Annotated in this window: 21 protein-coding genes and 1 tRNA gene; 12 read left to right on the forward strand and 10 right to left on the reverse strand. The window is 67.1% G+C overall.

Going from position 1 to position 24418, the window contains the following annotated elements; translation table 11 throughout:
• The 4 genes from AC1DE3_RS14000 (at position 1) to AC1DE3_RS14015 (ending at position 6145) form a co-directional block, all read left to right on the forward strand.
• Positions 1-1365, forward strand: a complete 1365-nt coding sequence (locus tag AC1DE3_RS14000; protein WP_476797074.1) for an RsmB/NOP family class I SAM-dependent RNA methyltransferase — start codon at positions 1-3, stop codon at positions 1363-1365.
• A 120-nt stretch (positions 1366-1485) separates the two neighbouring features.
• Positions 1486-3204, forward strand: coding sequence for a heparinase II/III family protein (locus AC1DE3_RS14005; protein ID WP_476797075.1), 1719 nt, complete (start codon positions 1486-1488; stop codon positions 3202-3204).
• A gap of 94 nt (positions 3205-3298) precedes the next feature.
• Positions 3299-4891: a bifunctional phosphoribosylaminoimidazolecarboxamide formyltransferase/IMP cyclohydrolase gene (purH, locus tag AC1DE3_RS14010; protein WP_476797076.1), complete on the forward strand. Its 1593-nt coding sequence runs from the start codon at positions 3299-3301 to the stop codon at positions 4889-4891.
• A gap of 75 nt (positions 4892-4966) precedes the next feature.
• The gene (locus AC1DE3_RS14015; protein WP_476797077.1) at positions 4967-6145 is read left to right on the forward strand and encodes a low temperature requirement protein A; all 1179 of its coding nucleotides are present in this window, start codon (positions 4967-4969) and stop codon (positions 6143-6145) included.
• 79 nt (positions 6146-6224) lie between these two features.
• Here the strand turns inward: AC1DE3_RS14015 and AC1DE3_RS14020 are convergent, their stop codons facing one another.
• The gene (locus AC1DE3_RS14020) at positions 6225-6641 is read right to left on the reverse strand and encodes an organic hydroperoxide resistance protein (protein WP_476797078.1); all 417 of its coding nucleotides are present in this window, start codon (positions 6639-6641) and stop codon (positions 6225-6227) included.
• A 309-nt stretch (positions 6642-6950) separates the two neighbouring features.
• Between AC1DE3_RS14020 and AC1DE3_RS14025 the strand changes: the two genes are divergently transcribed.
• On the forward strand, positions 6951-7988 hold the full coding sequence (locus tag AC1DE3_RS14025) for an alpha/beta fold hydrolase (RefSeq protein ID WP_476797079.1): 1038 nt from the start codon (positions 6951-6953) through the stop codon (positions 7986-7988).
• Between the two features lie 403 nt (positions 7989-8391).
• Here AC1DE3_RS14025 and AC1DE3_RS14030 read toward each other — a convergent pair whose 3' ends face one another.
• The gene (locus AC1DE3_RS14030) at positions 8392-10140 is read right to left on the reverse strand and encodes a cytochrome c biogenesis protein DipZ (RefSeq protein ID WP_476797080.1); all 1749 of its coding nucleotides are present in this window, start codon (positions 10138-10140) and stop codon (positions 8392-8394) included.
• Between the two features lie 168 nt (positions 10141-10308).
• Entirely contained in the window at positions 10309-11079 is a 771-nt protein-coding gene (locus AC1DE3_RS14035) for an alpha/beta fold hydrolase (RefSeq protein WP_476852452.1), read from the reverse strand.
• 233 nt (positions 11080-11312) lie between these two features.
• On the opposite strand from AC1DE3_RS14035, the gene AC1DE3_RS14040 reads away from it, so the two are divergent.
• Both AC1DE3_RS14040 and AC1DE3_RS14045 read left to right on the forward strand, forming a co-directional pair.
• The gene (locus AC1DE3_RS14040) at positions 11313-12053 is read left to right on the forward strand and encodes a response regulator (RefSeq protein WP_476797082.1); all 741 of its coding nucleotides are present in this window, start codon (positions 11313-11315) and stop codon (positions 12051-12053) included.
• Positions 12050-13369, forward strand: coding sequence for an ATP-binding protein (locus AC1DE3_RS14045; RefSeq protein ID WP_476797083.1), 1320 nt, complete (start codon positions 12050-12052; stop codon positions 13367-13369). The genes AC1DE3_RS14040 and AC1DE3_RS14045 overlap by 4 nt, the downstream gene beginning before the upstream one ends.
• 88 nt (positions 13370-13457) lie before the next feature.
• Here the strand turns inward: AC1DE3_RS14045 and AC1DE3_RS14050 are convergent, their stop codons facing one another.
• The 3 genes from AC1DE3_RS14050 to AC1DE3_RS14060 form a co-directional block, all read right to left on the reverse strand.
• Positions 13458-16637, reverse strand: a complete 3180-nt coding sequence (locus AC1DE3_RS14050) for an efflux RND transporter permease subunit (RefSeq protein ID WP_476852453.1) — start codon at positions 16635-16637, stop codon at positions 13458-13460.
• A gap of 156 nt (positions 16638-16793) precedes the next feature.
• Entirely contained in the window at positions 16794-17993 is a 1200-nt protein-coding gene (locus AC1DE3_RS14055) for an efflux RND transporter periplasmic adaptor subunit (RefSeq protein WP_476797085.1), read from the reverse strand.
• 49 nt (positions 17994-18042) lie between these two features.
• The gene (locus tag AC1DE3_RS14060) at positions 18043-18879 is read right to left on the reverse strand and encodes an alpha/beta hydrolase fold domain-containing protein (RefSeq protein ID WP_476797086.1); all 837 of its coding nucleotides are present in this window, start codon (positions 18877-18879) and stop codon (positions 18043-18045) included.
• Positions 18880-18986: 107 nt separating this feature from the next.
• Between AC1DE3_RS14060 and AC1DE3_RS14065 the strand changes: the two genes are divergently transcribed.
• Complete coding sequence (locus AC1DE3_RS14065) at positions 18987-19991, forward strand: LysR family transcriptional regulator (RefSeq protein ID WP_476797087.1); 1005 nt, start codon at positions 18987-18989, stop codon at positions 19989-19991.
• A 24-nt stretch (positions 19992-20015) separates the two neighbouring features.
• Here the strand turns inward: AC1DE3_RS14065 and AC1DE3_RS14070 are convergent, their stop codons facing one another.
• Both AC1DE3_RS14070 and AC1DE3_RS14075 read right to left on the reverse strand, forming a co-directional pair.
• The gene (locus tag AC1DE3_RS14070) at positions 20016-20441 is read right to left on the reverse strand and encodes a DUF1330 domain-containing protein (protein WP_476797088.1); all 426 of its coding nucleotides are present in this window, start codon (positions 20439-20441) and stop codon (positions 20016-20018) included.
• Between the two features lie 14 nt (positions 20442-20455).
• Complete coding sequence (locus tag AC1DE3_RS14075) at positions 20456-21268, reverse strand: crotonase/enoyl-CoA hydratase family protein (RefSeq protein ID WP_476852454.1); 813 nt, start codon at positions 21266-21268, stop codon at positions 20456-20458.
• An 85-nt stretch (positions 21269-21353) separates the two neighbouring features.
• Here AC1DE3_RS14075 and AC1DE3_RS14080 point away from each other — a divergent pair, with 85 nt between their 5' ends.
• The 3 genes from AC1DE3_RS14080 to AC1DE3_RS14090 all read left to right on the forward strand — a co-directional run bounded on the left by AC1DE3_RS14080 (position 21354) and on the right by AC1DE3_RS14090 (position 22784).
• Positions 21354-21938, forward strand: coding sequence for a TetR/AcrR family transcriptional regulator (locus AC1DE3_RS14080; RefSeq protein ID WP_476797090.1), 585 nt, complete (start codon positions 21354-21356; stop codon positions 21936-21938).
• 79 nt (positions 21939-22017) lie between these two features.
• Positions 22018-22296, forward strand: coding sequence for a hypothetical protein (locus AC1DE3_RS14085; protein ID WP_476779656.1), 279 nt, complete (start codon positions 22018-22020; stop codon positions 22294-22296).
• The gene (locus AC1DE3_RS14090) at positions 22293-22784 is read left to right on the forward strand and encodes a YbaK/EbsC family protein (RefSeq protein ID WP_476779657.1); all 492 of its coding nucleotides are present in this window, start codon (positions 22293-22295) and stop codon (positions 22782-22784) included. Before AC1DE3_RS14085 ends, AC1DE3_RS14090 begins: the two co-directional genes overlap by 4 nt.
• A 3-nt stretch (positions 22785-22787) precedes the next feature.
• On the opposite strand, the gene AC1DE3_RS14095 is transcribed toward AC1DE3_RS14090, so the two are convergent.
• A complete protein-coding gene (locus AC1DE3_RS14095; RefSeq protein ID WP_476852455.1) occupies positions 22788-23591 on the reverse strand; it encodes a DUF72 domain-containing protein in 804 nt (267 codons plus the stop codon).
• A 130-nt stretch (positions 23592-23721) separates the two neighbouring features.
• Between AC1DE3_RS14095 and AC1DE3_RS14100 the strand changes: the two genes are divergently transcribed.
• Entirely contained in the window at positions 23722-24234 is a 513-nt protein-coding gene (locus AC1DE3_RS14100; RefSeq protein WP_476852456.1) for a helix-turn-helix domain-containing protein, read from the forward strand.
• A gap of 100 nt (positions 24235-24334) precedes the next feature.
• Here AC1DE3_RS14100 and AC1DE3_RS14105 read toward each other — a convergent pair.
• Positions 24335-24411, reverse strand: a tRNA-Met gene (locus AC1DE3_RS14105).
• Positions 24412-24418: the final 7 nt, after the last annotated feature.

Genomic DNA, 24418 nt, shown 5'->3' on the forward strand with positions numbered 1-24418 from the left:
ATGGCCGAGCGCCCTTCCCCGAACCGCCCCGCACCGGAACCGGCAGAAGCAGGACGCAGCGATGCGCCCGGACTGCCGGCCCGCCGCTTCGCCGCCACCATCATCGATGAAGTCCTGCGCGCCCGCCTCGCCCTCGACGAGACCGTCGACCGGCTGCTGCCGGCCTCGGGGCTCGACGCAGCCGATGCCGGACTGGCGCGCGCCATTGCCGTCACCGCCTTTCGCCGCCTCGGCACGATCCAGCACGCCGTCGATGCGCGCCTCGAACGCGGCAGCCCGCGCAAATCCGGCCCGTTCGAGCCGATTGTGACGGCGGCGGTCGCGCAGATCCTTTTCCTCGACGTGCCCGACCACGCCGCCGTCGATCTCGCGATCCGCCATCTGCATGAGGACGCTCGTTCGGCGCGCTACGTCGCCCTCGGCAACGCGCTGCTGCGCCGCATCGTGCGCGAGCGGGACGCGATCCTGGCCGAGGCGCAGGCGGATGCCCTCCTCGACACGCCCGATTGGCTCGCCGAGAGCTGGAGCGAGACCTATGGCGAGGCAGCAGCTGCCGCGATCGCGGCGAGCCATCGCGAGGAACCGCCGCTCGATATCACCGTCAAAGCCGATCCCGCCCGCTGGGCCGAGGCGCTCGACGGCATCGCCCTGCCGACCGGCTCAGTCCGGCTGCGCGAGCGGCAGGCCATCGCCGGGCTGCCCGGCTACGATGAAGGCGAGTGGTGGGTGCAGGACGCCGCCGCCGCGCTGCCGGTGAGATTGCTGGCGCCGCAACCCGGCGAACGCATCGCCGATCTCTGCGCCGCGCCTGGTGGCAAGACTGCCCAGATCGCCGCCGCTGGCGCTGATGTGACGGCATTGGATCGCTCGGCGCCGCGCCTGCGTCGCCTGAAAGCCAATCTCGCCCGCCTCGGCCTGACGGCGGATGTCGTCACGGCCGATGCCGTAGTTTGGAAGGCCGAGCCCTTCGACGCCGTCCTGCTCGACGCGCCCTGCAGCGCGACCGGTACGATCCGCCGTCACCCGGACGTCGCCTGGACCAAGCTGCCGGAGGATCGCGACCGGCTCGCCAGCCTGCAGGCGCGCCTGCTTGATGCGGCCGCCGCCCTGACGAGACCCGGCGGACGGCTGATCTACTGCACCTGCTCGCTCGAAGCCGCGGAGGGCGAGGCGCAGATCGCCGCCTTCCTCGCGCGTCATCCCCAGTTTCGTCGCAAACCCGTCGAGGCAGCCGAAATCGGCGGTTTGGCTGAGGCGATCGACGCAAACGGCGATATCCGGACGCTGCCGCATCAGCTGAAGGGCGAATCCCCGCGCCTCTCCGGATGGGCGGGATTTTACGCAACCCGTCTGATCAGGCTATGACGGAGCAAGGATTCGCGCGCTGGGACGGCGCGGCTCCTCTGGTACTATTCGCGCGGCATCGGGCCGCGCCCGGGGACGGAGCATACGGGGGTTTTGAGCGGCTGGTCTGAGCGACGGGGATTGGCCCAGGCCGCGATCGGACGGGCGGCGCGGCGGACCCGTGGCCAGCTTATCGGCGCGACGCGCAAGCTCTGGCCCTTCGGGCGCAGCACCCCGACCCGTCTCCTCTTCGCACCGCATGATCTGCGCACTGCCGATCCGACGACGGCCGGCGACGTCTATGCCGGCTACTACAGCTTCGCCGGCCGCACGCTCCGCAGCCATGGCGAATCGCCCTTCGATGTCGAGCCGCCGAGCGAAGCCTGGGCCGAGGCTCTCTACGGTTTCGGCTGGCTGCGCCACATGCGTGCGGCCGACACTGCGATCGCCCGCGCCAATGCCCGCAGCCTCGTCGAGGATTTCATCGCCAGGCGCCGTGACCGGCACGATATCGCTCGCCGCCCGGCGGTGGCGGCCCGCCGGCTGATCGCAATCCTCTCCCACTCGCCGCTGCTGTTGGAGGGCGCCGATCACGCCTTCTACGAGCGCTTCCTGCGCCATGTCGCACGTCTGGCCGATCGGCTGAGCCTCGCGCTTGCCGGCGCTGTGGAAGGGGCCGACCGGCTGAACGCCCTGATCGCGGTCACCCTTGCCGGCATCTGCCTCGATGGACAGGACGCTCGCCGCCGCCGCGCCGAGACGATGCTCTCCGACGAGCTCGACGAGCAGATTCTGCCGGATGGCGGCCACCTCTCGCGCAATCCGCGCATGCTGGTCGAACTTCTCCTCGACCTGCTGCCGCTGCGGGAGACGTTCGCGGCGCGCGGGCTCGAACCGCCGCGCGGAGTGCTGACCGCGATCGAGCGGATGATGCCGCATTTGCGCCTGTTCCGGCACGGCGACGGTTCGCTCGCCCTGTTCAACGGCATGGGGACGACCGCGCCCGATCTGATGGCGACGCTCGCGGCCTATGACGACGCGCGCGGCCGCCCGACGGAGCATGCAGCCTATTCCGGCTATAGCCGCCTCTCCGCGGGCCGCAGCGTCGTGGTCGCCGATGCCGGCGTACCGCCGCACGGCGCCTATTCCATCGAGGCCCATGCCGGCTGCCTCGCCTTCGAATTCTCGAGCGGCGCACAGCGCATCATCGTCAATTGCGGCGCCAGCCGCTTCGGGCCGCCGGAGCTCCGGCTCGCGGCGCGCAGCACCGCAGCTCACTCCGCTCTCGTGCTCGACGATCGCTCCAGCGCGAATTTCGGCATGGTTCTCGGTGAGATGCGGATCGTCTCCGGGCCGCGCGATGTCCGCGTCGCCCGGCAGGACGGTGCCGATGGCCCCGAATGGGTCGCCAGCCACGATGGCTACCGCCGCAGCCTCGGCGCGGTCCACTCCCGCCGCCTCCTGCTCGCCCATGACGGCGCAACGCTTTCGGGTGAGGACGAAGTCGCGCTGGGCGGACCGCGCGAGGCGCTGCCGGCCGCAGCTCGCTTTCATCTCCACCCCAATATCCGCGCCAGCCTCGTCCGCGAGGGCAGCGGCGCGCTGCTCGCGCTCGCTTCCGGCGAGGTCTGGAGCTTCGAGGCCGGCGGATTGCCGATCGTGATCGAGGAGAGCCTCTTTCTCGCCGCCTCCGACGGGCGCCGCCGCACGGAGCAGCTCGTCGTCGCCTTCGATGCCGCCACGACGCCGCGCATCACCTGGCGCCTGAGCCGGATCAGCGCCGCCAATCCCCGTGCGGGCAAGACCGTGGCCGCGGCCATTGCCGAACGCGAAACCGCCGGGCCCGCCCCCGACGCGTGACGATTCTGCGACGCCAAACTTTGCCTTTCGCGCCGCAGCATGATAGCTCGCGCGCGACAGCCTTCCCTGCAATCCAAGCCGGACCAGAACCCCGATGCCGAATGAACTTCGCCGCGTCGAACGCGCTCTCCTTTCCGTTTCCGACAAGACGGGGCTGATCGACTTCGCGCGCGCCCTCCACAAGCTCGGCATCGCGCTGGTCTCGACCGGCGGCACCGCCAAGGCAATCGCCGAGGCCGGCCTGCCGGTCAGCGACGTCTCCGACCTCACGGGCTTTCCCGAGATGATGGATGGCCGCGTCAAGACGCTGCATCCGAAGGTCCATGGCGGCCTGCTCGCCATCCGCTCGCATCCCGAGCACCAGGCCTCGATGCTCGGCCACGGCATCCAGCCGATCGACCTGCTCGTCGTGAACCTCTACCCGTTCGAGGCGACGGTCGCGGCCGGCAAGGCCTATGATGACTGCATCGAGAACATCGATATCGGCGGCCCCGCGATGATCCGCGCCGCTGCCAAGAACCATCACGACGTCGCCGTCGTGGTCGAGCCGGCCGACTACCCCTCCGTCCTCGCCGACCTCGAGGCCCAGAAGGGCGCGACCACGCTGACGCTGCGCCGCAAGCTCGCCCAGAAGGCCTATGCCCGGACCGCGGCCTACGACGCCGCGATCTCGAACTGGTTCGCCAATGAGCTCGGCGACACCGCGCCGGCCTTCCGGGCGCTGGGCGGCGCGCTCGCCGAGACCATGCGTTACGGCGAGAACCCGCATCAATGGGCCGCCTTCTACCGTACGCCGGAGAACCGGCCGGGCGTCTCGACCGCCCGTCAGGTCCAGGGCAAGCAGCTCTCCTACAACAACATCAACGACACCGACGCCGCCTTCGAATGCGTCGCCGAGTTCGATCCGAAGGCCTCGGCCGCCTGCGTCATCGTCAAGCATGCCAACCCTTGCGGCGTCGCCGCCGGCGGCTCGCTGCTCGAAGCCTATGAGCGCGCGCTCGCCTGCGACCCGGTCTCGGCCTTCGGCGGCATCGTCGCGCTGAACCGCAAGCTCGACGCGGCCGCCGCCAAGAAGATCGTCGAGGTCTTCACCGAGGTGATCATCGCTCCGGATGCCGACGAGGAGGCGATCGCGATGATCGCCGCCAAGAAGAATCTGCGCCTGCTGCTCACCGGCGGTCTGCCGGATGTCCGCGCGCCCGGCCTTGCGCTGCGCACCGTCGCCGGCGGCTTCCTCGCCCAGTCGCGCGACAACGCCGTCGTCGACGACATGGTGCTCAGGGTCGTGACCAAGCGCCAGCCGAGCGAGCGCGAGCTCGCCGATCTGCGCTTCGCCTTCCGCGTCGCCAAGCACGTCAAGTCCAACGCCATCGTCTACGCCAAGAACTGTGCCACGGTCGGCATCGGCGCCGGCCAGATGAGCCGCGTCGATTCCTCGCGCATCGCCGCCTGGAAGGCGGCCGAGGCAGCGAAGGCGGCGGGTGTCGCGGAAAGCCTGGCCAAGGGCTCGGTCGTCGCCTCCGACGCCTTCTTCCCCTTCGCCGACGGCCTGCTCGCGGCGGCGGAAGCCGGGGCAACCGCGGTGATCCAGCCCGGCGGCTCGATGCGCGACGACGAGGTCATCAAGGCGGCCGACGAGGCCGGCCTCGCCATGGTCTTCACCGGACACCGCCACTTCCGCCATTGACGGCGGCGCGGCCCGCGGGACACCCTCGCTGACAGGCTGCGCGCGAAACCGCGCGGCGGAGGGCAAGGGGTCCGCATGGCGAAAGCTCAAAAGCCCGGCGCGCTGCTCAGGGAGCGCGTCGAACACCAGCATGCGAGGGTCAGCTATGTCGAGCTGTTCTTCGACCTGGTCTTCGTCTTCGCCATCACCCAGATCTCGCATACGCTGCTGGAGCATTTCAGCGCGCTCGAGCTCGCGCAGGCTGCCTTTCTGCTCGGCGCCGTCTGGTGGGTCTGGATCTATACGAGCTGGGTGACGAACTGGCTCGATCCCGAACAAGCGCCGGTCAGGCTCATGCTGTTCGTGCTGATGCTGCTTGGCCTCGTCCTGTCCTGCTCGGTGCCGGAAGCCTTCGGCTCGAACGGCCTCGCCTTTGCCGGCGCCTATGTCGCGATTCAGCTCGGGCGCTCGCTCTTCGCCATGGCGAGTCTGAGGGCCGCCTCTCCGGCGAATTATCGCAATTTCCAGCGCATCACGATCTGGCTCGCGGTCTCCGCCGTATTCTGGATCGCGGGTGGGCTGAGCGAGGGCAATCTGCGCTTCGGGCTCTGGATCGTCGCGCTCGGCATCGAATATGCCGGGCCGGCACTTGGCTTCAGCGTGGTCGGCCACGGCCGCTCGCAGACCACCGATTGGAATGTCGAGGGCGGTCACCTCGCCGAGCGTTGCGCGCTCTTCATCATCATCGCGCTCGGCGAATCCATCCTCATCACCGGCGCCACCGCAGCCAAACTACCGGTGACGGGCATCAACCTGACGGCCTTCCTGAATTCCTTCCTCAGCTCGGTCGCGATGTGGTGGATCTATTTCCACATCGGCGCCGAGCGCGGCAGCCAGCTCATCGCCCATGCCTCGGATCCCGGCCGGATCGCGCGCATCGCCTATACCTATCTGCATGTGCTGCTGGTCGCCGGCATCATCCTCGTCGCGGTCGGCGACGAGCTCGTGATCGCCCATCCGCTCGGCCACACCGATGCCAAGACGGCTATCGCCGTCGCTGCTGGTCCGGCCTTCTATTTGCTCGGCAATCTGCTGTTCAAACGGGTGACGGCCGGCTGGTTCCCCCTCTCCCATCTCGTCGGATTGGGCCTGCTCGCCCTGCTCACGCCCGCCTCGGCGGTGCTGCCGCCGCTTGCGTTCAGCCTGGCTGCCACCGCGGTCCTGATCGTCGTCGCCGGCTGGGAAGCGATCTCGCTGCGGCCGAAAGAGGTTTGAGCCCCGCGGACGATCAACTGCACGAGATCGTCGAGCGGATACGAGGCCAGCCGGACGCCGGCCTCGTCGCGATCAACGATCAGACGAGCCTCAGCTCGACATCGATGTTGCCGCGGGTGGCCTTCGAATAGGGGCAGGTCTGGTGCGCCTCCTCAACGAGTTCGCGTGCCAGCTCCGGAGCAAGACCCGGCAAGCTGACGTTCAGCCGTGCCTGCAGGAAATAGGCGCCGTCCGTCGTGCCAAGGTCGACCTCAGCATCGACGGCGAGATCGGGCGGCAGGGCGAGCTTGCGCTTGCCCGCGGCAAGGCCGATCGCGCCGATGAAGCAGGCCGACCAGCCGGCGGCGAAGAGCTGCTCGGGATTCGTACCCGCACCCGCGCTGCCCGGAGGCGACAGCCTGATGTCGAGCCGGCCGTCGGAGCTGCGCGAGGCGCCGTCGCGCCCGCCGGTGGTGCGAGTCTTGCCGGTATAGAGAACCTTCTCGATCCTGGTCATGGAACTCTCCATCTGATGCCGCTCCTATCGGCGGCTGGCGACGGGGGTTTCTCAAGCCGACATGTCCGGTTTGTTTGCGGATCGGAGCAATCTGCAAGGAAACGTCGGCCTTCGCCGCTGCGATACATTGCGGTACGATGATCTCCCGGCAGCGCCTGCCGGCCGCCCCGGACGGCGGGCGGTTTGTATCCGTTCGTATCGGAGCCGCCCGATCCTACGCAGGCTTGCAAATCCGACGCTGGCGGACATGGCGCGGATACAGCGGACAGGCTCACTCCCCTTGCTTTCAACGCAATCAGGAACAGAACCATGTCGGAACAGATCGACCAGCCACGCCGCGGCCTCCTGAGCACCCTGGCGCTGGGCGCCGCCTTCGCGCAATTCGGCGGGATCAGCGGAGCCGCCGCTCAGACCCGCGCGCCCTCGCCCGCCGGACAGAGCGGCCACACCTCCTTCGCTGCCTTGAAGCAGATCGATGCGGGGGTCCTGAATGTCGGCTATGCCGAAGACGGACCGGCAGATGGCCCGCCGGTGCTGCTGCTGCACGGCTGGCCCTACGACATTCATAGCTATGTCGATGTCGCGCCGATCCTCGCCAAGGCCGGATACCGCGTGATCGTGCCCCATCTGCGCGGCTATGGCAGCACCCGCTTCCTCTCGGCACAGACCCCGCGCAACGGCCAGCCGGCAGCGCTCGCGGTCGACATCGTCGCGCTGATGGACGCGCTGAAGATCGAGAAGGCCGTGATCGCCGGCTATGACTGGGGCGCGCGCAGCGCCGACATCATCGCCGCGCTCTGGCCCGAGCGCTGCAAGGCGATGGTCTCGGTCAGCGGCTACCTCATCGGCAGCCAGGAGGGGAACAAGGCGCCGCTGCCGCCCAAGGCCGAATTGCAGTGGTGGTACCAGTACTATTTCGCCACCGAGCGCGGCGCGGCCGGCTATGCCAAGTACACCCACGACTTCGCCCGGCTGATTTGGGAGCTCGCCTCGCCGCAGTGGAAGTTCGACGACGCCACCTTCGCGCGCTCGGCAACGGCCCTCGACAACCCCGACCATGTCGCGATCTCCATTCACAACTACCGCTGGCGGCTCGGACTGGCGCAGGGCGAGCCGCAGTTCGACGCTATCGAGAACAAGCTCGCAACCTTCCCGGCGATCGGCGTGCCGACCATCACCATCGAGGGCGATGCCAACGGCGCGCCGCATCCGGAGCCGGCGGCCTATGCCAAGCGCTTCACCGGCAAGTACGAGCACCGGCTGTTCAAGGGCGGCATCGGCCACAATCCGCCACAGGAGGCGCCGGAGGAATTCGCCCGCGCGGTGATCGACGCGGACAAACTCTGAGGGGCCCCGGGAGGCATCGAATGCCGCCCGGGCTTGCCTCGTCCCGCTCCAGCTTCTCTTGCCGAAGCGGCCCCGTCCGGGGCCGCTTTTCGTTCGTGGGATCACACCCGTCGGCCCGGCAAAGCACCTGCCAGAGCCATGACCTCTGCCTCGTCGTCTCGCGAAGACAACCCAAGCCGGGCATATGAGATGCGCAAGGACGAAGGCCGGTGCCGGCGCTTGGGGAGGGATGCCGATCGGATGGGACCTGTTGTCCGAAACGACGTCGCCCTGAGCGAGAAGCGACCCTGCGGACGTGCTCTTGAAACGAGACCCGCACATGAAAATGCCCATGGGCGCCAAGCGCGCCCATGGGCTTCCTTGCGTGGGTCCCGCCTTGCGGCTGGACCCACTCTCTTCGCTCTCAGCCGAAAGTGAAGGCGTAGGCGTCCACGCCAGCGTCGAGGAAGCGGATCTCGAAGGTCCGTTCACGCACCTCGCCGGCCTGGCGGACGAGCTGGTAGAGCCGGGTTTCCGAGACCGTGCCATTGCCCTCCGTATCGATATCGGCGCCATGGTCGGCGCCGGGCGCGACCCCGTCGATCGTGACCTTGAACCGCACCGGGTTGCCACCGGGTCCGGGCCCGAGCACGAGATGCAGGTCGCGGGCACTGAAGCGATAGGCAATGCCGCCGCCCGCCCGTGCGAGTCCCGCGCTGTCGCCGCCGATCGTCCAGTTGCCGGTAAGACCCCATTGGTTGAGCCTGAGCTTCCTGACGCTGTAATCCTGCGGCCGATCGCTGGCGACGCCCTCCGGTGACACGAAGCCGTTGGCCTTGTGATAACCCAGATAGTTCTCGCCCGAGCGGATATTCGCGAGATCGGCAGGGGCCTGGGCGCCGGGCGCCTGCGGTGTCGTGAGCGCTGCCTCCGCCTTGCGATGGCCGGCGGCCTCGGCAAGGAGATCCTGAATGACCCGCTCCGAGTGCGCCTCCCCGCCCTCGCCGAACTGGCTGTAGCGGATGCGGCCCTGCGCATCGATGAAGTACAGCGCCGGCCAGTAGCTGTTGCGGAAGGCGCGCCAGATCCGGAAGTCGTTATCGACCGCGACGGGATGGACGATGCCGAAGCGGGCGATCGCCTGCCGGATGTTCTCGACCTTCTTCTCGAAGGCGAATTCCGGCGTGTGCACGCCGACCACGACGAGCCCCTGATCCTTGTACTTCTCCGCCCAGGCCCGGACATACGGCAGGGTGCGGATGCAGTTGATGCAGGAATAGGTCCAGAAATTGACGAGAACGACCTTGCCGCTCAGTTGCTCGGCGTTCAGCGGGCCAGAGTTGAGCCAGCCGGTCGCGCCGTCGAAGCCGGGAGCTGCGCCGTAATCCGGCAGGTTGCTGCGGTAGGGCTGAACGGCGTTCTCAGTCGCGCGAGGCTGACCTGCCTCGGCCGGGCGCGGGCCGAGCGCATCCAGCAGGCTTTGCTCGACGCCGACCGTGCCGGCAAAGGAGAGCCGGGTCAGGACGCCGGTATCGAGGCCGAGGCCAATCGCCAGCACGCTCCCGAGAACCGCTACGCCGATGCCCTGCCGAACCCGCTCGCCAACCCCGAGCAAACGCTTCATCGCGGCAAGAACCTGCCCCCCGGCCCGCAGGGCCAGAGCGAGAGAAGTTGCAGCGCCCGCGGCATAGGCAGCCAGCAGCAAGACCGTTTCGGATGACGCTCCGTGCAGCGCGGCGCCGGTCAGCACGAGGCCCAGGATCGGGCCCGCGCAGGGCGCCCAGAGCAAGCCGGTTGCGACCCCCAGCAGAAGCGAGCCGCCAACGGAGCGTGTGTCGCCTTCGCTGCTCCCGGAAAGCCGTTCGCCGAGCGCGACGATGGGGCGGGCGAAGATCGCCGCCGCGCGCTGCGAGATGAGCGTGACGCCAAAGAGAGCCAGCAGCGCAAGCGCCGCATAGCGCCCGATTTCGTTCGCCTGTACCGCCCAGCTTCCTCCGATGGCGGCGAGGCTGGCGACGGCCGCAAAAGTCAGCGCCATGCCGGTCAGCATCGGCAGGCCACTGCGGCGGAAAGGCTGCCCGGCCTGCGAGAAGACGAAGGGCAGGATGGGAAGGATGCAGGGGCTGAGGATCGTCAGCACGCCGGCGAGATAGGAGATGACGAACAAGGTCATGGCTGGTCCTCTCGGGGGGCGGCGGAGACGCTTGGCTTGAAACCTCCGCCGGATACCCGGCACTCAACCCTTGCGACGTATCTCCGATGTTTCCCCGAAAGGCCGATCTGTAACGCTCTGTAGCAATAGTGCCGGGCGGGCGATCATGGGGCCGCCCGGGCAATGCGACTATCGGGAGACCGCGCCCGCCGCCTGGGCGATCAGCTCCGCGACCTCGGCCGGCTTCGAGGCGTAAACGGCGTGGCTCGCCGCGACCTCCCGTACCGCGCTGCCAGCGCGCTTGGCCATGTCACGTTCGAGCGCTGGATTGATCGAACGGTCGTCGCTCGCGACCAGTGCCCAGCTCGGCTTGCTCTTCCAGGCCGGCTCCCCGGCTTCCGCCGTGAACGCAGCCTGCGCGGCGAAGACCTGCGAGCGCGCGAGGAACGCGGCTTCCGCATTGGGCAGATCGGCCGCGAAGGCGGCCGCAAAGCGCTTCGGATCGAGATAGAGATAACCGTCCTGCGTAGCCTTGATCGCATCGGCGGGGGCGTTCGGAACCGGCTTGCTGCCGGCGAGCTTCGTTAGGCTCTCGCCCTTCTCGGGCTGGAAGGCGGCGACATAGACCAGCCCGGCGACCTTGGGGTCATTGCCGGCATCGCTGATGACCATGCCGCCATAGCTGTGCCCGACCAGGACCGCCGGACCATCCTGCAGCGCCAGCGCGCGCTTGGCGGCGGCCACGTCGTCCTGAAGCGAGGTCAGCGGCTCCTGCACGATGGTGACATTGTAGCCCTTCGCGACCAGCCGGTCCGAAACCTTGCGCCAGCCGGAACCGTCGGCGAAAGCGCCGTGGACAATGACGATGTTGCGGATTTCCGCCGCTTCGACGGCGGAACATGTGCCGGCAATCGGCAACACGAGGCCGCCGATGATGGCCGAGATGAAACGCTTACGCATTGAAGCTTCCTTCCTGCTCGTTTGAGGACGATTGATACAGGCAGGCCGAACCGGGCGGCTGCGTGCTCGCAGGCACCCTGCCCAAACGAAGCGAAGGCTTCGACGGGAATATTGTCCGCGTCCGTATCGGGCCAGAGAGCCGATACACGCGCTTACAAATCTCCCGCAGAAGGCTCGGGCAAACCGCCGGGGCTCTGCTATTTCTACCACGACGGAAGCGGAAAGCCTTGCCGATGGACCATATCGACCACGTGCTCGTCGTCGACGACGACCGGGAAATCCGGGACCTCGTCTCGAGCTATCTGAAGAAGAACGGCCTGCGCGTCACCACCGCCGCGGATGGCAGGCAAATGCGCGCCTATCTCGAAGCCGACCGGGTCGACCTCATCGTCCTCGACCTGATGATGCCGGGGGACGACGGGCTCGTGCTCTGCCGCGAGCTCAGGGCGGGCAAGCACAAGGCGACGCCGATCCTGATGCTGACCGCGCGCAGCGACGACACCGACCGGATCGTCGGGCTGGAAATGGGCGCCGACGATTATCTGGCGAAGCCCTTCGTCGCGCGCGAGCTGCTGGCGCGGATCAAGGCCATCTTACGCCGCACGCGCATGCTGCCGCCCAATCTGCAGGTGACGGAAGCCGGCCAGCTCATCGCCTTCGGCGACTGGCAGCTCGACACGACCGCCCGCCACCTCCTCGACAAGGAAGGCACGGCCATCGCGCTGAGCGGCGCCGAATACCGCCTGCTGCGGGTCTTCCTCGACCATCCGCAGCGCGTCCTCTCGCGCGACCAGCTCCTCAACCTCACCCAGGGCCGCGAGTCCGAGCTGTTCGATCGCTCGATCGACCTGCTCGTCAGCCGTGTCAGGCAGCGGCTGCGCGATGATGCGCGAGAGCCCGCCTATATCAAGACCGTGCGCAGCGAGGGCTATGTCCTCGCCATGCCGGTCGAGATCGTCACGGCCCGGCAATGAGCGTCGCCACCCGCATCGGTGGGTTCCTGCACCTGCCACGCACGCTGCGCTGGCGGCTCTTCCTCATCCTCTTCGCCGGCCTCGCCGTCGCGCATGCCCTGTCGTTCAGCTTGCAGTTCTACGAACGCACCATGAGCGCCAAGGCGACGATGTACACGACGCTGGAGAACGACGTCGCGACCTCGATCGCCCTGCTCGACCGCCTGCCACCGGAGGAGCGCCCGCAATGGCTCGGCCTCTTGGCGCGCCGCACCTATCGCTACGAGCTCGGGCCGGGCATGCCGGGGGTCCCCGAATTGAGCCGACGCGCAGCGGAAGTCGCTGAGACCATCAACGTCGCCGCAGGCAAGCGCTTCCCGGTCAGTGTCGAGAGCATTCCCGGCGAGCGCGAGCACCTTCAGGCCCATGTTACGCTGAGCGACGGCTCGCTGGTGACGATCGACATGCTGCCCGCGCTGATGCCGCTCGCGAGCTGGCTGCCCTATGTGCTCGTCGCCCAGCTTATCCTGCTCGTGCTCTGCACCTGGTTTGCCGTCCGGCTGGCGATTCGGCCCCTGTTGCGGCTCGCCAATGCGGCCGAGACACTCGACCCCAACCGCAAGGCGGAAAGGCTCGACGAGCACGGCCCGGCCGAGGTCGCCTATGCGGCCACTGCCTTCAACGCCATGCGGGACCGGATCGCGCACTACTTGCAGGAGCGGGTGCAGATCCTCGCCGCGATATCGCACGATCTGCAGACGCCGATCACGCGGATGAAACTGCGCGCCGAGATGGCGGAGGATGGGCCGGAGAAGGACAAGCTCGTCAACGACCTCTCCGAGATCGAGCGGCTCGTGCGCGAAGGCGTCGCCTATGCGAGGAGCGCGCAGGGCGATGCCGAGAAGCCGGCGCGCATCGATCTCGGCTCATTCGTCGAGAGCCTCGCCTTCGACTATCAGGACACCGGCAAGGCGGTCACGACGCCGAGCGCAATCGACGCCGTCGCCGTGACGCGCCCGCACGCGCTCCGGCGCATCCTGACCAATCTGATCGACAATGCCTTGAAATTCGCCGGCGCCGCAGAAATCCAGCTTGAGAAGGCGCCCGACGGAAAGCTGCGAATCCTCGTCCTCGATCGCGGCCCCGGCATTCCGGCCGACCAACTCGATGCGGTCCTGCAGCCGTTCTACCGGCTCGAACAATCCCGCAACCGAGGCACCGGCGGCACGGGCCTCGGCCTTGCCATCGCCCAGCAACTTGCCACGGCGATCGGCGGGAAACTGACGCTTGCCAACCGGCCGGGCGGCGGCCTGATCGCCGAAGTCACGCTGAGCTGAATCCACCGCCGAACGACCCACGGCCGAGACAAAAAAATACCCGGCGCGCAGGTTCTGCGCGCCGGGTATCGCAAATGGGCTTGCCTCGTCACTCCGCAGCTTGGAGCACCGGCGCCTCGACATCGTGCCGGGCGAGCGGGCGGTTGCGCGCCAGCTTGCGCATCAGCACATAGAAGACCGGCGTCAGGAAGATGCCGAAGGCGGTGACGCCGATCATGCCGGAGAAGACCGCGATGCCCATCGCCTGGCGCATCTCGGCACCCGCGCCGGTCGAGGTGACCAGCGGCACCACGCCCATGATGAAGGCGAGCGAGGTCATCAGGATCGGCCTGAGCCTGAGTCGGCTCGCTTCGATCGCAGCCTCGACCGGCGTCCTGCCCTCGAATTCCAGCTCGCGCGCGAATTCGACGATCAGGATGGCGTTCTTGGCCGATAGTCCCACCAGCACGACGAGGCCGATCTGGGTGAAGACGTTGTTGTCGCCGCCCGAGAGCCAGACGCCGGTCAGGGCCGCAAGCAGGCCCATCGGGATGATCAGCAGGATCGCGATCGGCAGCGTCAGGCTCTCATACTGCGCCGCCAGCACCAGCAGGACGAGCAAGATCGCGACCGGAAAGACGATCACCGCCGAATTGCCTGCCAGGATCTCCTGATAGGTCAGCTCGGTCCATTCGAAGGCGAAGCCTTTGGGCAGGGTTTCAGCCGCGATCCGCTCCACCGCCGCCTGCGCCTGTCCCGACGAGAAGCCCGGCGCCGCGCCCGCATTGATGTCGGCCGAGAGGAAGCCGTTATAGCGCATCGCGCGTTCGGGGCCTGAATCGGAGCGAACGTTCAGGACCGCGCTGAGCGGGATCATCTCGCCCGCGGTGGAGCGCACCTTGAGCTGGCCGATATGCTCGGGCTGGGCCCGGAAGGGCGCGTCGGCCTGGACGCGCACGGTGTAGGTGCGGCCGAAGCGGTTGAAGTCGTTGACATAGGTCGAGCCGAGATAGGTCTGCAGCGTATCGAAGACCTCCGTCACGGGTACGCCGAGCTGGCGGGCCTTGGTGCGGTCGATATCGGCATAGAGCTGCGGGACATTGACCTGAAAGCTCGAGAACATGCCGGCGATCTCCGGCGCCTGCGCGGCCTTGCCCATGAAGGCCTTGGTCGCTTCGTCCAGCGCCGCATAGCCGAGGCCGGCGCGATCCTCGATCTGCAGCTTGAAGCCGCCGATCGTGCCGAGACCCTGCACGGGCGGCGGCGGGAACATCGCGATGAAGGCCTCCTTGATGCCGCCGAACTCCTTGTTGAGCTGCATGGCGATGGCGTTGCCGCTGAGCGAGGGATCCTTGCGCTGGTCGAAGGGCTTCAGGCCGACGAAGACGATGCCGGAATTGGAGGAGTTGGTGAAGCCGTTGATCGAGAGGCCGGGGAAGGAGATCGCGTTCTCGACGCCGGGATGCTTCAGCGCAATCTCGTCCATGCGGCGGATGACATCCTCCGTCCGGTCGAGGGTCGCCGCGTCCGGAAGCTGTGCGAAGCCGACGAGATACTGCTTGTCCTGGCCCGGCACGAAGCCTGACGGCACCGCCTTGAACAGCACGCCGGTAAGGCCGAGGAGCACGACATAGACCGCGAGCATCACCGCGCGATGCGAGATCACCCGGCGCACGCCGCCGCCATAGGCCTCCGACGAGCGGTTGAAGAAGCGGTTGAAGGCGCGGAAGAACCAGCCGAACAGCTTGTCCATGGCCCGCGTCAGCGCATCCTTGGGGGCGTGGTGGCCCTTGAGCAGCAGAGCGGCGAGAGCCGGCGACAGCGTCAGCGAGTTGATCGCCGAGATCACCGTCGAGATCGCGATGGTCAGCGCGAACTGGCGGTAGAATTGGCCGGTCAGGCCGGAAATGAAGGCGAGCGGCACGAAGACCGCGACCAGCACCAGCGCAATCGCAATGATCGGGCCGGAGACCTCGCGCATCGCCTTGTAGGTGGCTTCGCGCGGCGAGAGGCCATTCTCGATATTGCGTTCGACGTTCTCGACCACGACGATGGCGTCGTCGACGACGATGCCGATGGCGAGGACGAGCCCGAACAGGCTGAGCGCATTGATCGAGAAGCCGAGGATGTACATCACCGCGAAGGTGCCGACGACCGAGATCGGCACGGCGACGAGCGGGATGATCGAGGCCCGCCAGGTCTGCAGGAAGACGATGACGACGAGCACGACCAGCGCCACCGCTTCCAGCAGCGTGGAGATGACCGCCTTGATCGAGGCGCGGACGAACTGGGTGGTGTCGTAGACGATCGAGTAGTCGACGCCCTCCGGCATGTTCTGCTTGATCTCGCGCATCGTCTCCTGGACGCGGTCGGCTATCGCGATGGCGTTCGAGCCCGGCGCCTGGAAGACGGGGACGGCGACGGCCGACTTGCCGTTGAGCAGCGATCGCAGCGCATAGTCCGCGGCGCCGAGCTCGATGCGGGCGATGTCCCGCAGGCGCACGACCGCGCCGTCAGTGCCGGTCTTGACGATGATGTCGCCGAACTGCTCCTCGTTCTGGAGGCGGCCCTGCGCGTTGACCGAGAGCTGCAGGTCGAGACCCGGCGCATTCGGCGAGGCGCCGATGACGCCTGCCGCCGCCTGGACGTTCTGGGCGCGGATCTCGCGCACGACGTCGCCGGGCGAGAGCCCGTGCTCGGCGACCTTCTGCGGATCGAGCCAGACGCGCATCGAATAGTCGCCCGAGCCGAAGAGCTGGACCTGGCCGACGCCGTCGATGCGGGCGAGCCGGTCCTTGACGTTCAGCACCGCGTAGTTGCGCAGATAGGTCATGTCGTAGCGGCCGTTCGGCGAGGTGATGTGCACCACCATCGTCAGGTCGGGCGAGCTCTTGACCGTGGTGACGCCGAGCCGGCGCACCTCCTCGGGCAGGCGCGGTTCGGCCTGGCTGACCCGGTTCTGCACGAGCTGCTGGGCCTTGTCCGGGTCGGTGCCAAGGCGGAAGGTGACGTTCAGCGTCATCACGCCGTCGGTCGTCGCCTGGCTCGACATGTAAAGCATGCCCTCGACGCCGTTGATCTGCTCCTCGATCGGCGTCGCCACCGTCTCGGCGATCACGCGCGGGCTCGCGCCGGGGTATTGCGCCCGCACGACGACCGTCGGCGGGACGACCTCGGGATACTCGGAGATCGGCAGGGCCCTGATTGAGAGCAGTCCGGCCAAGAAGATCAGAACGGAAAGGACCGCCGCGAAGATCGGCCGGTCGATGAAGAATTTGGAGAGGTTCATGGGGCGCCCCTTCGGAGCGGATATTGTGTTGGGAAAGCACCGTCATGCTCGGGCTTGACCCGAGCATCTCCTGCCGCAAGAGGCTCCTTCAGCCTCCTGCTGCCTGAGATTCTCGGGTCTGCGCTCCGCTTCGCCCGAGAATGACGGCCGTGTTTTTCAGCGTTGCGCGAGTTCGGTCGCGGGCTTCCTGAGTTCGCTTTTCTCGGCCATCGGCACCGGCTGCGGCGCAACGACCGCACCGGGCCGAACGCGCTGCAACCCGTTGACGATGATGCGCTCACCGGGCTTCAGCCCGGCACTGACCACGCGCAGCCCGTCATATGCGGAGCCGAGCGAAACCTCACGCCAAGTCGCCTTGCCGTCGTCGCCGACGACGAAGACGAACTTCTTGTTCTGGTCGGTGCCGACAGCGCGCTCGTTGATGACGAGTTGCTGTTCGGCTTTGGCCTGCCCGAGCTGCACCCGCACGAACTGGCCCGGCATCAGCTTGCCGTCGGGGTTGTCGAGCAGGGCGCGGACCCTGACCGTGCCGCTGGCGCCGTCGATGCCGTTGTCGACGAAGTGCAGCCGGCCGCTGAACTGCGCCGCCTCGGCGGTCGCCGTGGTCAGTTTGACCGGAATCTGTTCGAGCGCGCGCGAGCCTTGGGACAAAGAGGCCAGCGCGTCGAGCACGCTGCGCTCGTCCGCGTTGAAGGCCGCATAGATCGGATCGACCGAGAGCAGCGAGGTCAGCACCTGCCCACCGGCCGCGATGAGATTACCGACGGTGACATCGAGCCGGCCGATGCGGCCGCTGATCGGCGCGCGAATCTGCGTGTAGTCGAGGTTGAGCTGCGCCGTGCGGCGCGCGGCCTCGGCGGCGCGGAGATTGGCCTTGGCCTCGCGCAGAGCATTGACGCGGGTGTCGAGATCGCGCTGCGAGAGGTTGCGGGTCGCACTGAGCTGCTGGCCGCGCTCGTTCTCGCTGTCCGCGAGAGCAACGCGGGACTGGGCAGCGAGCACCTGCGCCTCCGCCCGCTCCAGATCGGCGAGATAGGGCGCCTGATCGATGCTCACGAGCAGATCGCCCTGCTTCACCAAATTACCCTCGCGGAAATGCACGGCTTCGACGACGCCGGCCACACGCGAGCGCAGTTCGACACGCTCGATCGCCTCCAGCCGGCCGGAGAACTCCGCCCAGGGCACGATCTCGCGGGCCTCGACGGTCGCGACGGAGACGGGGATGGCGGGCGGCGCCGCGGGCGCGGTATCGCCCTGCGCGCGGGTCCCGGAGAGGGCAAAGACCGTGATGGCGGTCAGTGCGACTGAGGCGGTGAGGCCGGCCAAAAGGCCGCGACGGTTCGTTCCCAGAATCATGGGTCGGTCCTTCCTTGGAAATGCCGTGGGTGTCGAAAGAGGGCGAGCGCTAGGAGGGCGCGGTCCGTTCATAGAAAGCGGCGATCTCGCCGCAGCTTTTGCAGAGACAGGAGCCTTCCTCCGCCGCATCCGCATAGGCCTGCGGCCAGCGCGTCGGCGCGGTGAACTCGACATGGCGAACGGCGATGCCGGCCTGGCCGAGGCGGGCGGCATATTGCGCCGCCTCGTCCCGCATAGGGTCGTCCTGCCCGCTGATCAGCAGAGCCGGCGGCAGGCCGGCGAGGCGGGTCGCCTGAAGCGGAGCCGCGTAAGGGTGGGCGGCGCGCTCGGGCGTGCCGAGATACTCGGCCCAGCCATCGGCCCAGCGGCAGCCGACCGGTCCGGCCTGGGCGCCGCGCAGCGAAGCCGTACCGAGGCAGGCGTCGAGCATCGGCGACAACAGGATCTGGCCAGCAAGCACCGGGCCGCCGCGATCCCGCGCCATCATGGCCAGCGCCGCAGCGAGATTGCCGCCGGCTTCCTCACCGGCGACATAGATCGGCGCGCCGCGCGTCGCCCAGCGATTGCGACCCCTGGCAAGAGCCTCGAGCGCTGCATAGATGCGCTCCAGCGTCTCGGGGAAGCGCTGCACCGGAGCAAGCGGGTAAGAGAGCGAGAACACGACCGCGCCGGCCTCCGTCAGGGCGGTGGCGACGGCCTGCCCCTCGGCCGGCGAGCCGCTGTTGAAATGGCCGCCATGCAGATGCAGCACGAGGCCGGCATTGTCCGGAACCTCGGCGGGAACGTAGAGGCGGCCGGTGAAGGTCTCTCGACCGGCGCTCAGTCTTTCTTCCCGCCAGAAGACGGAAAGCACCGGCTGCAGCTTCTGCGCGGCGATCGCGGGCATTGGCTCACCCTCGCTGTTGCGTTGCAGCACGGATTAGTGAATCGGCATTTCGGAATAAATACGCTATCCACTCATTCATTATTTCCCTACGGAAACAATTTGACGTCATGGACCAGTTGGCAGCGATGCGAGCCTTCGTGCGGGTCGTCGAGACCGGAACCTTCACGCGCGCCGCCGATCTCCTCGACATGCCCAAGCCAACCATCACCAAGCTGATCCAGCAGCTCGAAGCGCATCTGCGCGCCAAACTCTTGAATCGGACAACGCGGCGCGTGACCGTGACCATGGACGGCGCGGCCTATTACGAGCGGGCGCTGCGCCTGCTCGACGAACTCTCCGAACTCGACGCGAGTCTCACGCTGGCGCAGGCGCGGCCGAGCGGCCGGCTCCGGGTCGATTGCAGTTCGGCACTGGCGATCTCGGTGATCATCCCGGCGCTGCACGAATTCCAGGCGCGCTATCCCGACATCCAGCTCGATCTCGGCCTGGGCGACCGCCCGGCCGATCTCATCGGCGAAAACCTCGATTGCGCGGTGCGGGCCGGCGAGATCACGGACCAGAGCCTGATCGCCCGGCGGATCGGCGAGATGCAGCTCATCACTTGCGCCTCGCCGGACTATCTTGCCCGCTTCGGCACGCCCCGCCATCCGCGCGACATCGAGGACGGCCATCAGATCGTCGCCTACCGACCGGCACTCGGCGGCCGCGTGCTGTCGATGATCTACCAGAACCCGGCCGAGACGATCGAAATCAACGGCCGCTACGCCATCTCGCTCAATGACGGCACCGGCTATCTCGCCGCCGGCCTGGCCGGCCATGGCATCGTGCAGCTGCCGACCTTCATGGCCCGAGAGCCGATCGCAGACGGGCGGCTCGTGCCGCTCCTGCTCGATTGGTGCGCAGCGCCAAAGCCGCTTCACATCGTCTATCCGCCAAACCGGCACCTCAGCAACAAGGTGCGCGTTTTCGTCGACTGGCTGGCGGAGCTGTTTGCCAAGGACGATCTCGTAGGGAATGCAAAGGGCGTTTCGATGCTCTGCCCAGCACTGAAGTTCGCGGCCCAGCAGGCTTCTGCTGAGGCGCGGGAGAAAGGCTTGATCGAAACCACCTGAGCCGAGCGGCAATGGGTGGTCGCGTCATGAAGGCCCGTCGAAACGGGTGCCGCTTGGGAGGACTCCCAGTCGGATGAGCCGGCTGTCGGCCACCGCCGCCAGGCGATGCGCCATCGCCTCCCGGTAGATCGGTTCGCGCAACATGTCGGCGAAACTATCGGGGCTGGGATATTCCGCGATGAAGCAGATATCCCAGTGGTCCTCCTCCGGACCGATCAGGCCGAGCTCGAAGCGGCCCCGCCAGACGATACGGCCGCCGTGCCGCGCGAACACCGGCGCGCTGATCCGGCCATAGCTGGAATAGGCCTCCGCGCCAGTAGCTCTCAGTCCGTCGGGATAACGGGCTTCGGCATGCAGCCGGATCAGATTGAGCATATGGACCGGCCCCGGCCGGTTGTCTGCGCGGAACGCGGCGAAGGCCTCGCGTGAGAAGCTCGTGAAACCCGTCATGGCTGGCCTCCCACTTACACCGCGGCCTTAGCCGACCAGGATCCGGGATAGGCCGGCTTGCGGCGCGCGATCCAGGCGTCGAGCCCCTCCCGCAGATCGGCAGTCGGCGCCGTCCGGGCGAATTGCTCCCCTTCGATCAGCAGCCCCTCGGCGATGCTCTGGTTGAGGCCGCGCGTGACCGCCCGCAGGATGCTCGCTGCCGCGAGCGGCGAATGCCGCAGAATTCGCCCGGCCAGATCGCGCGCGGCCGGCATGAGCTGGTCATGCGCGACGACCTGATTGACGAGGCCGAGCTCGACGGCTCGCTCCGGCGAGAAGACGTCGCCCGTCAACAGCAGCTCCAGCGCGCGCTTGCGTCCGGCCAGCCGGGACAGACGTTGGGTTCCACCAAATGTCGGCGGCATGCCCAAATTGATCTCCGGCTTGGCGAATGAAGCTCGCTCGCTCGCGATCGCCAGCGGAACGGCTTCGGTGATCTCGCAGCCGCCGCCGAAGGCCAGGCCGTTGACCGCGGCGATGATGGGCTTGGGAAAGGCTTCCAGCCGCGCGGTGAGCCGTTGGCCGCGCATGACGAAATCCCGCATGGCGACATCGGCGCCCTGCGCGACGCTTTGCGAGAACTCATGAATGTCCGCCCCTGCCGAAAATGCGCGGTCGCCCGCTCCCGTCAGGATCACCACCCGGATGGCTTCCTCGGTCTCGATCAGGTCGAGCAATTCGAGGAGCCGGTCGATCAGGGCGTAGCTCAAGGCATTGAGCTTGTCGGGGCGGTTCAGGGTCAGCGTCGCGATGGCATCGCGGGTGTCGGTTAGGACGAGATCGCTCATCGGCGTTCCTTTCCAGCAGGTTCACCGGATGACGATCGCGGCCTTTGCGATTTGTGTATATTCACTAGTCGGTATACATAGTGGAATGTCCGATGCACCCAGCCCGACGCGCAAGCGCATCATCGACGCCGCGAGCAAGCTCTTTTATGCGGAGGGCATCGGCCGCGTCAGCGTGGACGCCGTGGCCGAGAAGGCTGGGCTGACCAAGCGGACGCTCTACTATCATTTCAAGAGCAAGGACGATCTGGTCGCCGCCTATCTCGAGGCCCGGGATCAGCCGAACCTGGAGCAGATGGCCGGCTGGTTCGAGGCTGCCGATGGCAGCGTCGACTGCAAGGTGGAAGCGATCTTCGCCAATCTGGCCCGCGTCGCGCGGCATCCCAAATGGAAGGGCTGCGGTTTCCTGCGCACGGCCGCGGAACTGGCTGCCATGCCCGGCCACCCGGCCGTCAAGGCGGGGGCACGTCACAAGGCAAATTTCGAAAACTGGCTGTCGCAGGAGATGCAGGGTCGCGGCCTTGCCGACGCGCAGGCTCTGGCCCGCGAAATCGTCCTGCTGATGGATGGCGCCTTTTCGATCATGCTGATCCATCGCAATCCCGATTATATCGAAGCGGCCGGCCGCGCCGCCGGATCGCTCGTAAGGGCGCGCGGCCCGGCAAAAGGATAAACCGTGCATGCCCGCGGCTTGCGCAGAGCAAGATAATCGATTGTTCTTCATCCTGATTTCGATTGGGCAGGGCTGACGCATGCACACCGTCAAGGTCATCGGTATCGGCTTCGCCCTGCTTGGCATCCTGCTCGTCGCTGCGCCTCGGCTCGCCATCTCCGCCGGCCGGCCGATCGCGTTCGCCATCCGATTGTTCCTGCCGCTCTGGCTGGTCGGCGCCCTGATCAACCTCTGGATCGGCGTCAGCCGGGCGGGCTATACCGTCATGGAGGAAGCGCCTATCTTCCTCATCGTCTTCGGCGTGCCGGCGGTAGCCAGCCTGCTGATCCTCTGGTCGACCTCGCGAATTGCCCGATGAGCCTTCAATCCGTCCGCGCCTTCTTCGCCGAACGCGCTCCCGACATCACCGTCGTCGTGACCGATGAGAGCAGCGCCACAGTGCCGCTCGCCGCCGCGGCCCATGGTGTCGAACCCGGCCAGATCGCCAAGACGCTCTCACTGCGTATCGGCGAGGAGGTCGTCCTGGTCGTGACGCGCGGCGATGCGCGGCTCGACAACAGGAAGGCGAAGGCCGGGCTCGGCGGCAAGCCGCGCATGCTCGGGCAGGAAGAGGTTGAAGCCCTGACGGGCCACCCGGTCGGCGGCGTCTGCCCCTTCGGTCTGGCAACGCCGCTCAAGGTCTATTGCGACCTCTCGTTGAAAGCCTTCGATATCGTTGTCCCGGCGGCTGGCTCGACGCATAGCGCGCTGCGCATCGCGCCGCAGCGCATGGCCGAGCTCACCCAGGCCGAATGGGTCGATGTCTGCCAGGAAGTCGTGGTGCAGGAGGCGGTCACGACGGCCTGAACCTCAATCTCTGGTTCGTGCAATCAGTTCCATCGCCGCCGCGGGATTGCGGACCTTCCCGCCGCTGATGACATAGAGGAAGACGTCGCGCTTCCGTTTGGGCGCGGCCGGCCCGACCGTCTCCAGCCCCTCCGGTACCCCGCCTTCGGCCCAGTCCCGAGCTGCCTTCGCCCAGCGTGTGAGACCAGTCTCGGAATAGCCGGTCGGCTCGGCTTCCTGCGTGCCCATGATCCGCGCATAGACGAAGGGTGCCGTCACATCGGCGATCTGCGTATAGTCGGCATCGGCAGAGGTGATGACGGCGACACCATGCTCGCGCAGCATCGCGATGAAATCAGGCGTGCGGAAGCTGTCGTGCCGGACCTCGACGGCATGGCGTAGCGAGACGCCATCCAGTTCCTTCGGCAGGAGCTTGAGGAAGGCCTCGAAATCTTCGGGGTCGAATTTCTTGGTCGGCATGAACTGCCAATTGATCGGCCCGAGCTTATGCCTGAGCTCGGTCAACCCGCTGTTCAAAAATTTCTCGACCGATGGAGCGGCCTCGGCAAGCACGCGTCGGTTGGTGCAGAATCGCGAGYCCTTCAGCGCGAAGACGAAATCCTCGGGCGTCTCCTCGCGCCATCTCGCAAAACTCTCCGGCTTCTGCGAACCGTAATAGGTGCCGTTGATCTCGATCGAGGTTAGCTTGCTCGCGGCATATTCGAGCTCGCGCTTTTGCGGCAGATCCTTCGGGTAGAAGGATCCGCGCCAGGGTTCGTAGACCCAGCCGCCTATGCCGATATGGATTCTTCCTGCTTCCTGCGCCATGCCTCACTCCATCTCTCCGGGATCGCCGATCCTGCCGCGGCGGCTCCCGAAGCACCACCCGTTTCCAGCGGCTAGTCATGGTATTACGGCTGGCGCTCCTCCGCTGTCAGGAGAAACCGACGGCCCGACAGTGGACGCCTCGAAAGTCAGCAGCATAATGCGAGCGGCTTTCCTCCAGATCGAGACTGAGAGCGGCCCGATGAAACCGGAATTGACTCACGCGAATCGGCATGTGGGCGACCGTCTTCGGCTGCTTCGCGGCAAGATGGGGCTCGCTCAGAAGGACATCGCTCGCTTGCTTGGTGTCTCGCATCAGCAAATCGGGAACTACGAGGATGGGTCCGATCGGCTGACCGCCGGCGCGATCTTCGTTCTCTCTCAGCGGCTGGGCGTCGATCTGCATTTCTTCTTCGAAGGCCTGGCCACGAGTCCATCGGCGAGCGGCTTGGCCGAGGAGCCGGCGGCCGATTACGAGGCCGAGCCTACGCCGCCTTCCGAAGGCCACCGGTTGGACGAGGCCTTCGCGCGAATCCGTTCGCGAAAACTGCGGCTTCTCGCAATCCGGCTTGTCGAGGCCGTCGCAGTCGATGGAAAAAGCGAAGCGGACAGCAAATCTGCCGGCGCCCCGCAGGCCGATCCATAACCGTGACGCGCGCATCACTTGGTGCGGACGCCTGCTTTGCGCTGTTTTTCTGGGTTTTAGACGCAAAAACCCGCCGCTGCTTGCGACGGGTTTTTGTGTTTGGTTGCGGGGGCCAGATTTGAACTGACGACCTTCAGGTTATGAGCCTGACGAGCTACCGGGCTGCTCCACCCCGCGGTAAGGA

It is taken from the genome of Allobosea sp. 10L417, assembly GCF_056395485.1.

Excerpts from the sequence above, each read along its gene's own strand:
- AC1DE3_RS14070 (WP_476797088.1), bottom strand. The coding sequence starts at position 20,441 with ATGACGGGTTTCACGAGCTTCTCACGCGAGGCCTTCGCCGCGTTCCGC.
- AC1DE3_RS14060 (WP_476797086.1), bottom strand. The coding sequence starts at position 18,879 with ATGCCCGCGATCGCCGCGCAGAAGCTGCAGCCGGTGCTTTCCGTCTTC.
- AC1DE3_RS14055 (WP_476797085.1), bottom strand. The coding sequence starts at position 17,993 with ATGATTCTGGGAACGAACCGTCGCGGCCTTTTGGCCGGCCTCACCGCC.
- AC1DE3_RS14090 (WP_476779657.1), top strand. The coding sequence starts at position 22,293 with ATGAGCCTTCAATCCGTCCGCGCCTTCTTCGCCGAACGCGCTCCCGAC.
- AC1DE3_RS14075 (WP_476852454.1), bottom strand. The coding sequence starts at position 21,268 with ATGAGCGATCTCGTCCTAACCGACACCCGCGATGCCATCGCGACGCTG.
- AC1DE3_RS14050 (WP_476852453.1), bottom strand. The coding sequence starts at position 16,637 with ATGAACCTCTCCAAATTCTTCATCGACCGGCCGATCTTCGCGGCGGTC.
- AC1DE3_RS14035 (WP_476852452.1), bottom strand. The coding sequence starts at position 11,079 with ATGCGTAAGCGTTTCATCTCGGCCATCATCGGCGGCCTCGTGTTGCCG.
- purH (WP_476797076.1), top strand. The coding sequence starts at position 3,299 with ATGCCGAATGAACTTCGCCGCGTCGAACGCGCTCTCCTTTCCGTTTCC.
- AC1DE3_RS14045 (WP_476797083.1), top strand. The coding sequence starts at position 12,050 with ATGAGCGTCGCCACCCGCATCGGTGGGTTCCTGCACCTGCCACGCACG.
- AC1DE3_RS14020 (WP_476797078.1), bottom strand. The coding sequence starts at position 6,641 with ATGACCAGGATCGAGAAGGTTCTCTATACCGGCAAGACTCGCACCACC.
- AC1DE3_RS14030 (WP_476797080.1), bottom strand. The coding sequence starts at position 10,140 with ATGACCTTGTTCGTCATCTCCTATCTCGCCGGCGTGCTGACGATCCTC.
- AC1DE3_RS14065 (WP_476797087.1), top strand. The coding sequence starts at position 18,987 with ATGGACCAGTTGGCAGCGATGCGAGCCTTCGTGCGGGTCGTCGAGACC.
- AC1DE3_RS14025 (WP_476797079.1), top strand. The coding sequence starts at position 6,951 with ATGTCGGAACAGATCGACCAGCCACGCCGCGGCCTCCTGAGCACCCTG.
- AC1DE3_RS14080 (WP_476797090.1), top strand. The coding sequence starts at position 21,354 with ATGTCCGATGCACCCAGCCCGACGCGCAAGCGCATCATCGACGCCGCG.
- AC1DE3_RS14085 (WP_476779656.1), top strand. The coding sequence starts at position 22,018 with ATGCACACCGTCAAGGTCATCGGTATCGGCTTCGCCCTGCTTGGCATC.
- AC1DE3_RS14015 (WP_476797077.1), top strand. The coding sequence starts at position 4,967 with ATGGCGAAAGCTCAAAAGCCCGGCGCGCTGCTCAGGGAGCGCGTCGAA.
- AC1DE3_RS14000 (WP_476797074.1), top strand. The coding sequence starts at position 1 with ATGGCCGAGCGCCCTTCCCCGAACCGCCCCGCACCGGAACCGGCAGAA.
- AC1DE3_RS14040 (WP_476797082.1), top strand. The coding sequence starts at position 11,313 with ATGGACCATATCGACCACGTGCTCGTCGTCGACGACGACCGGGAAATC.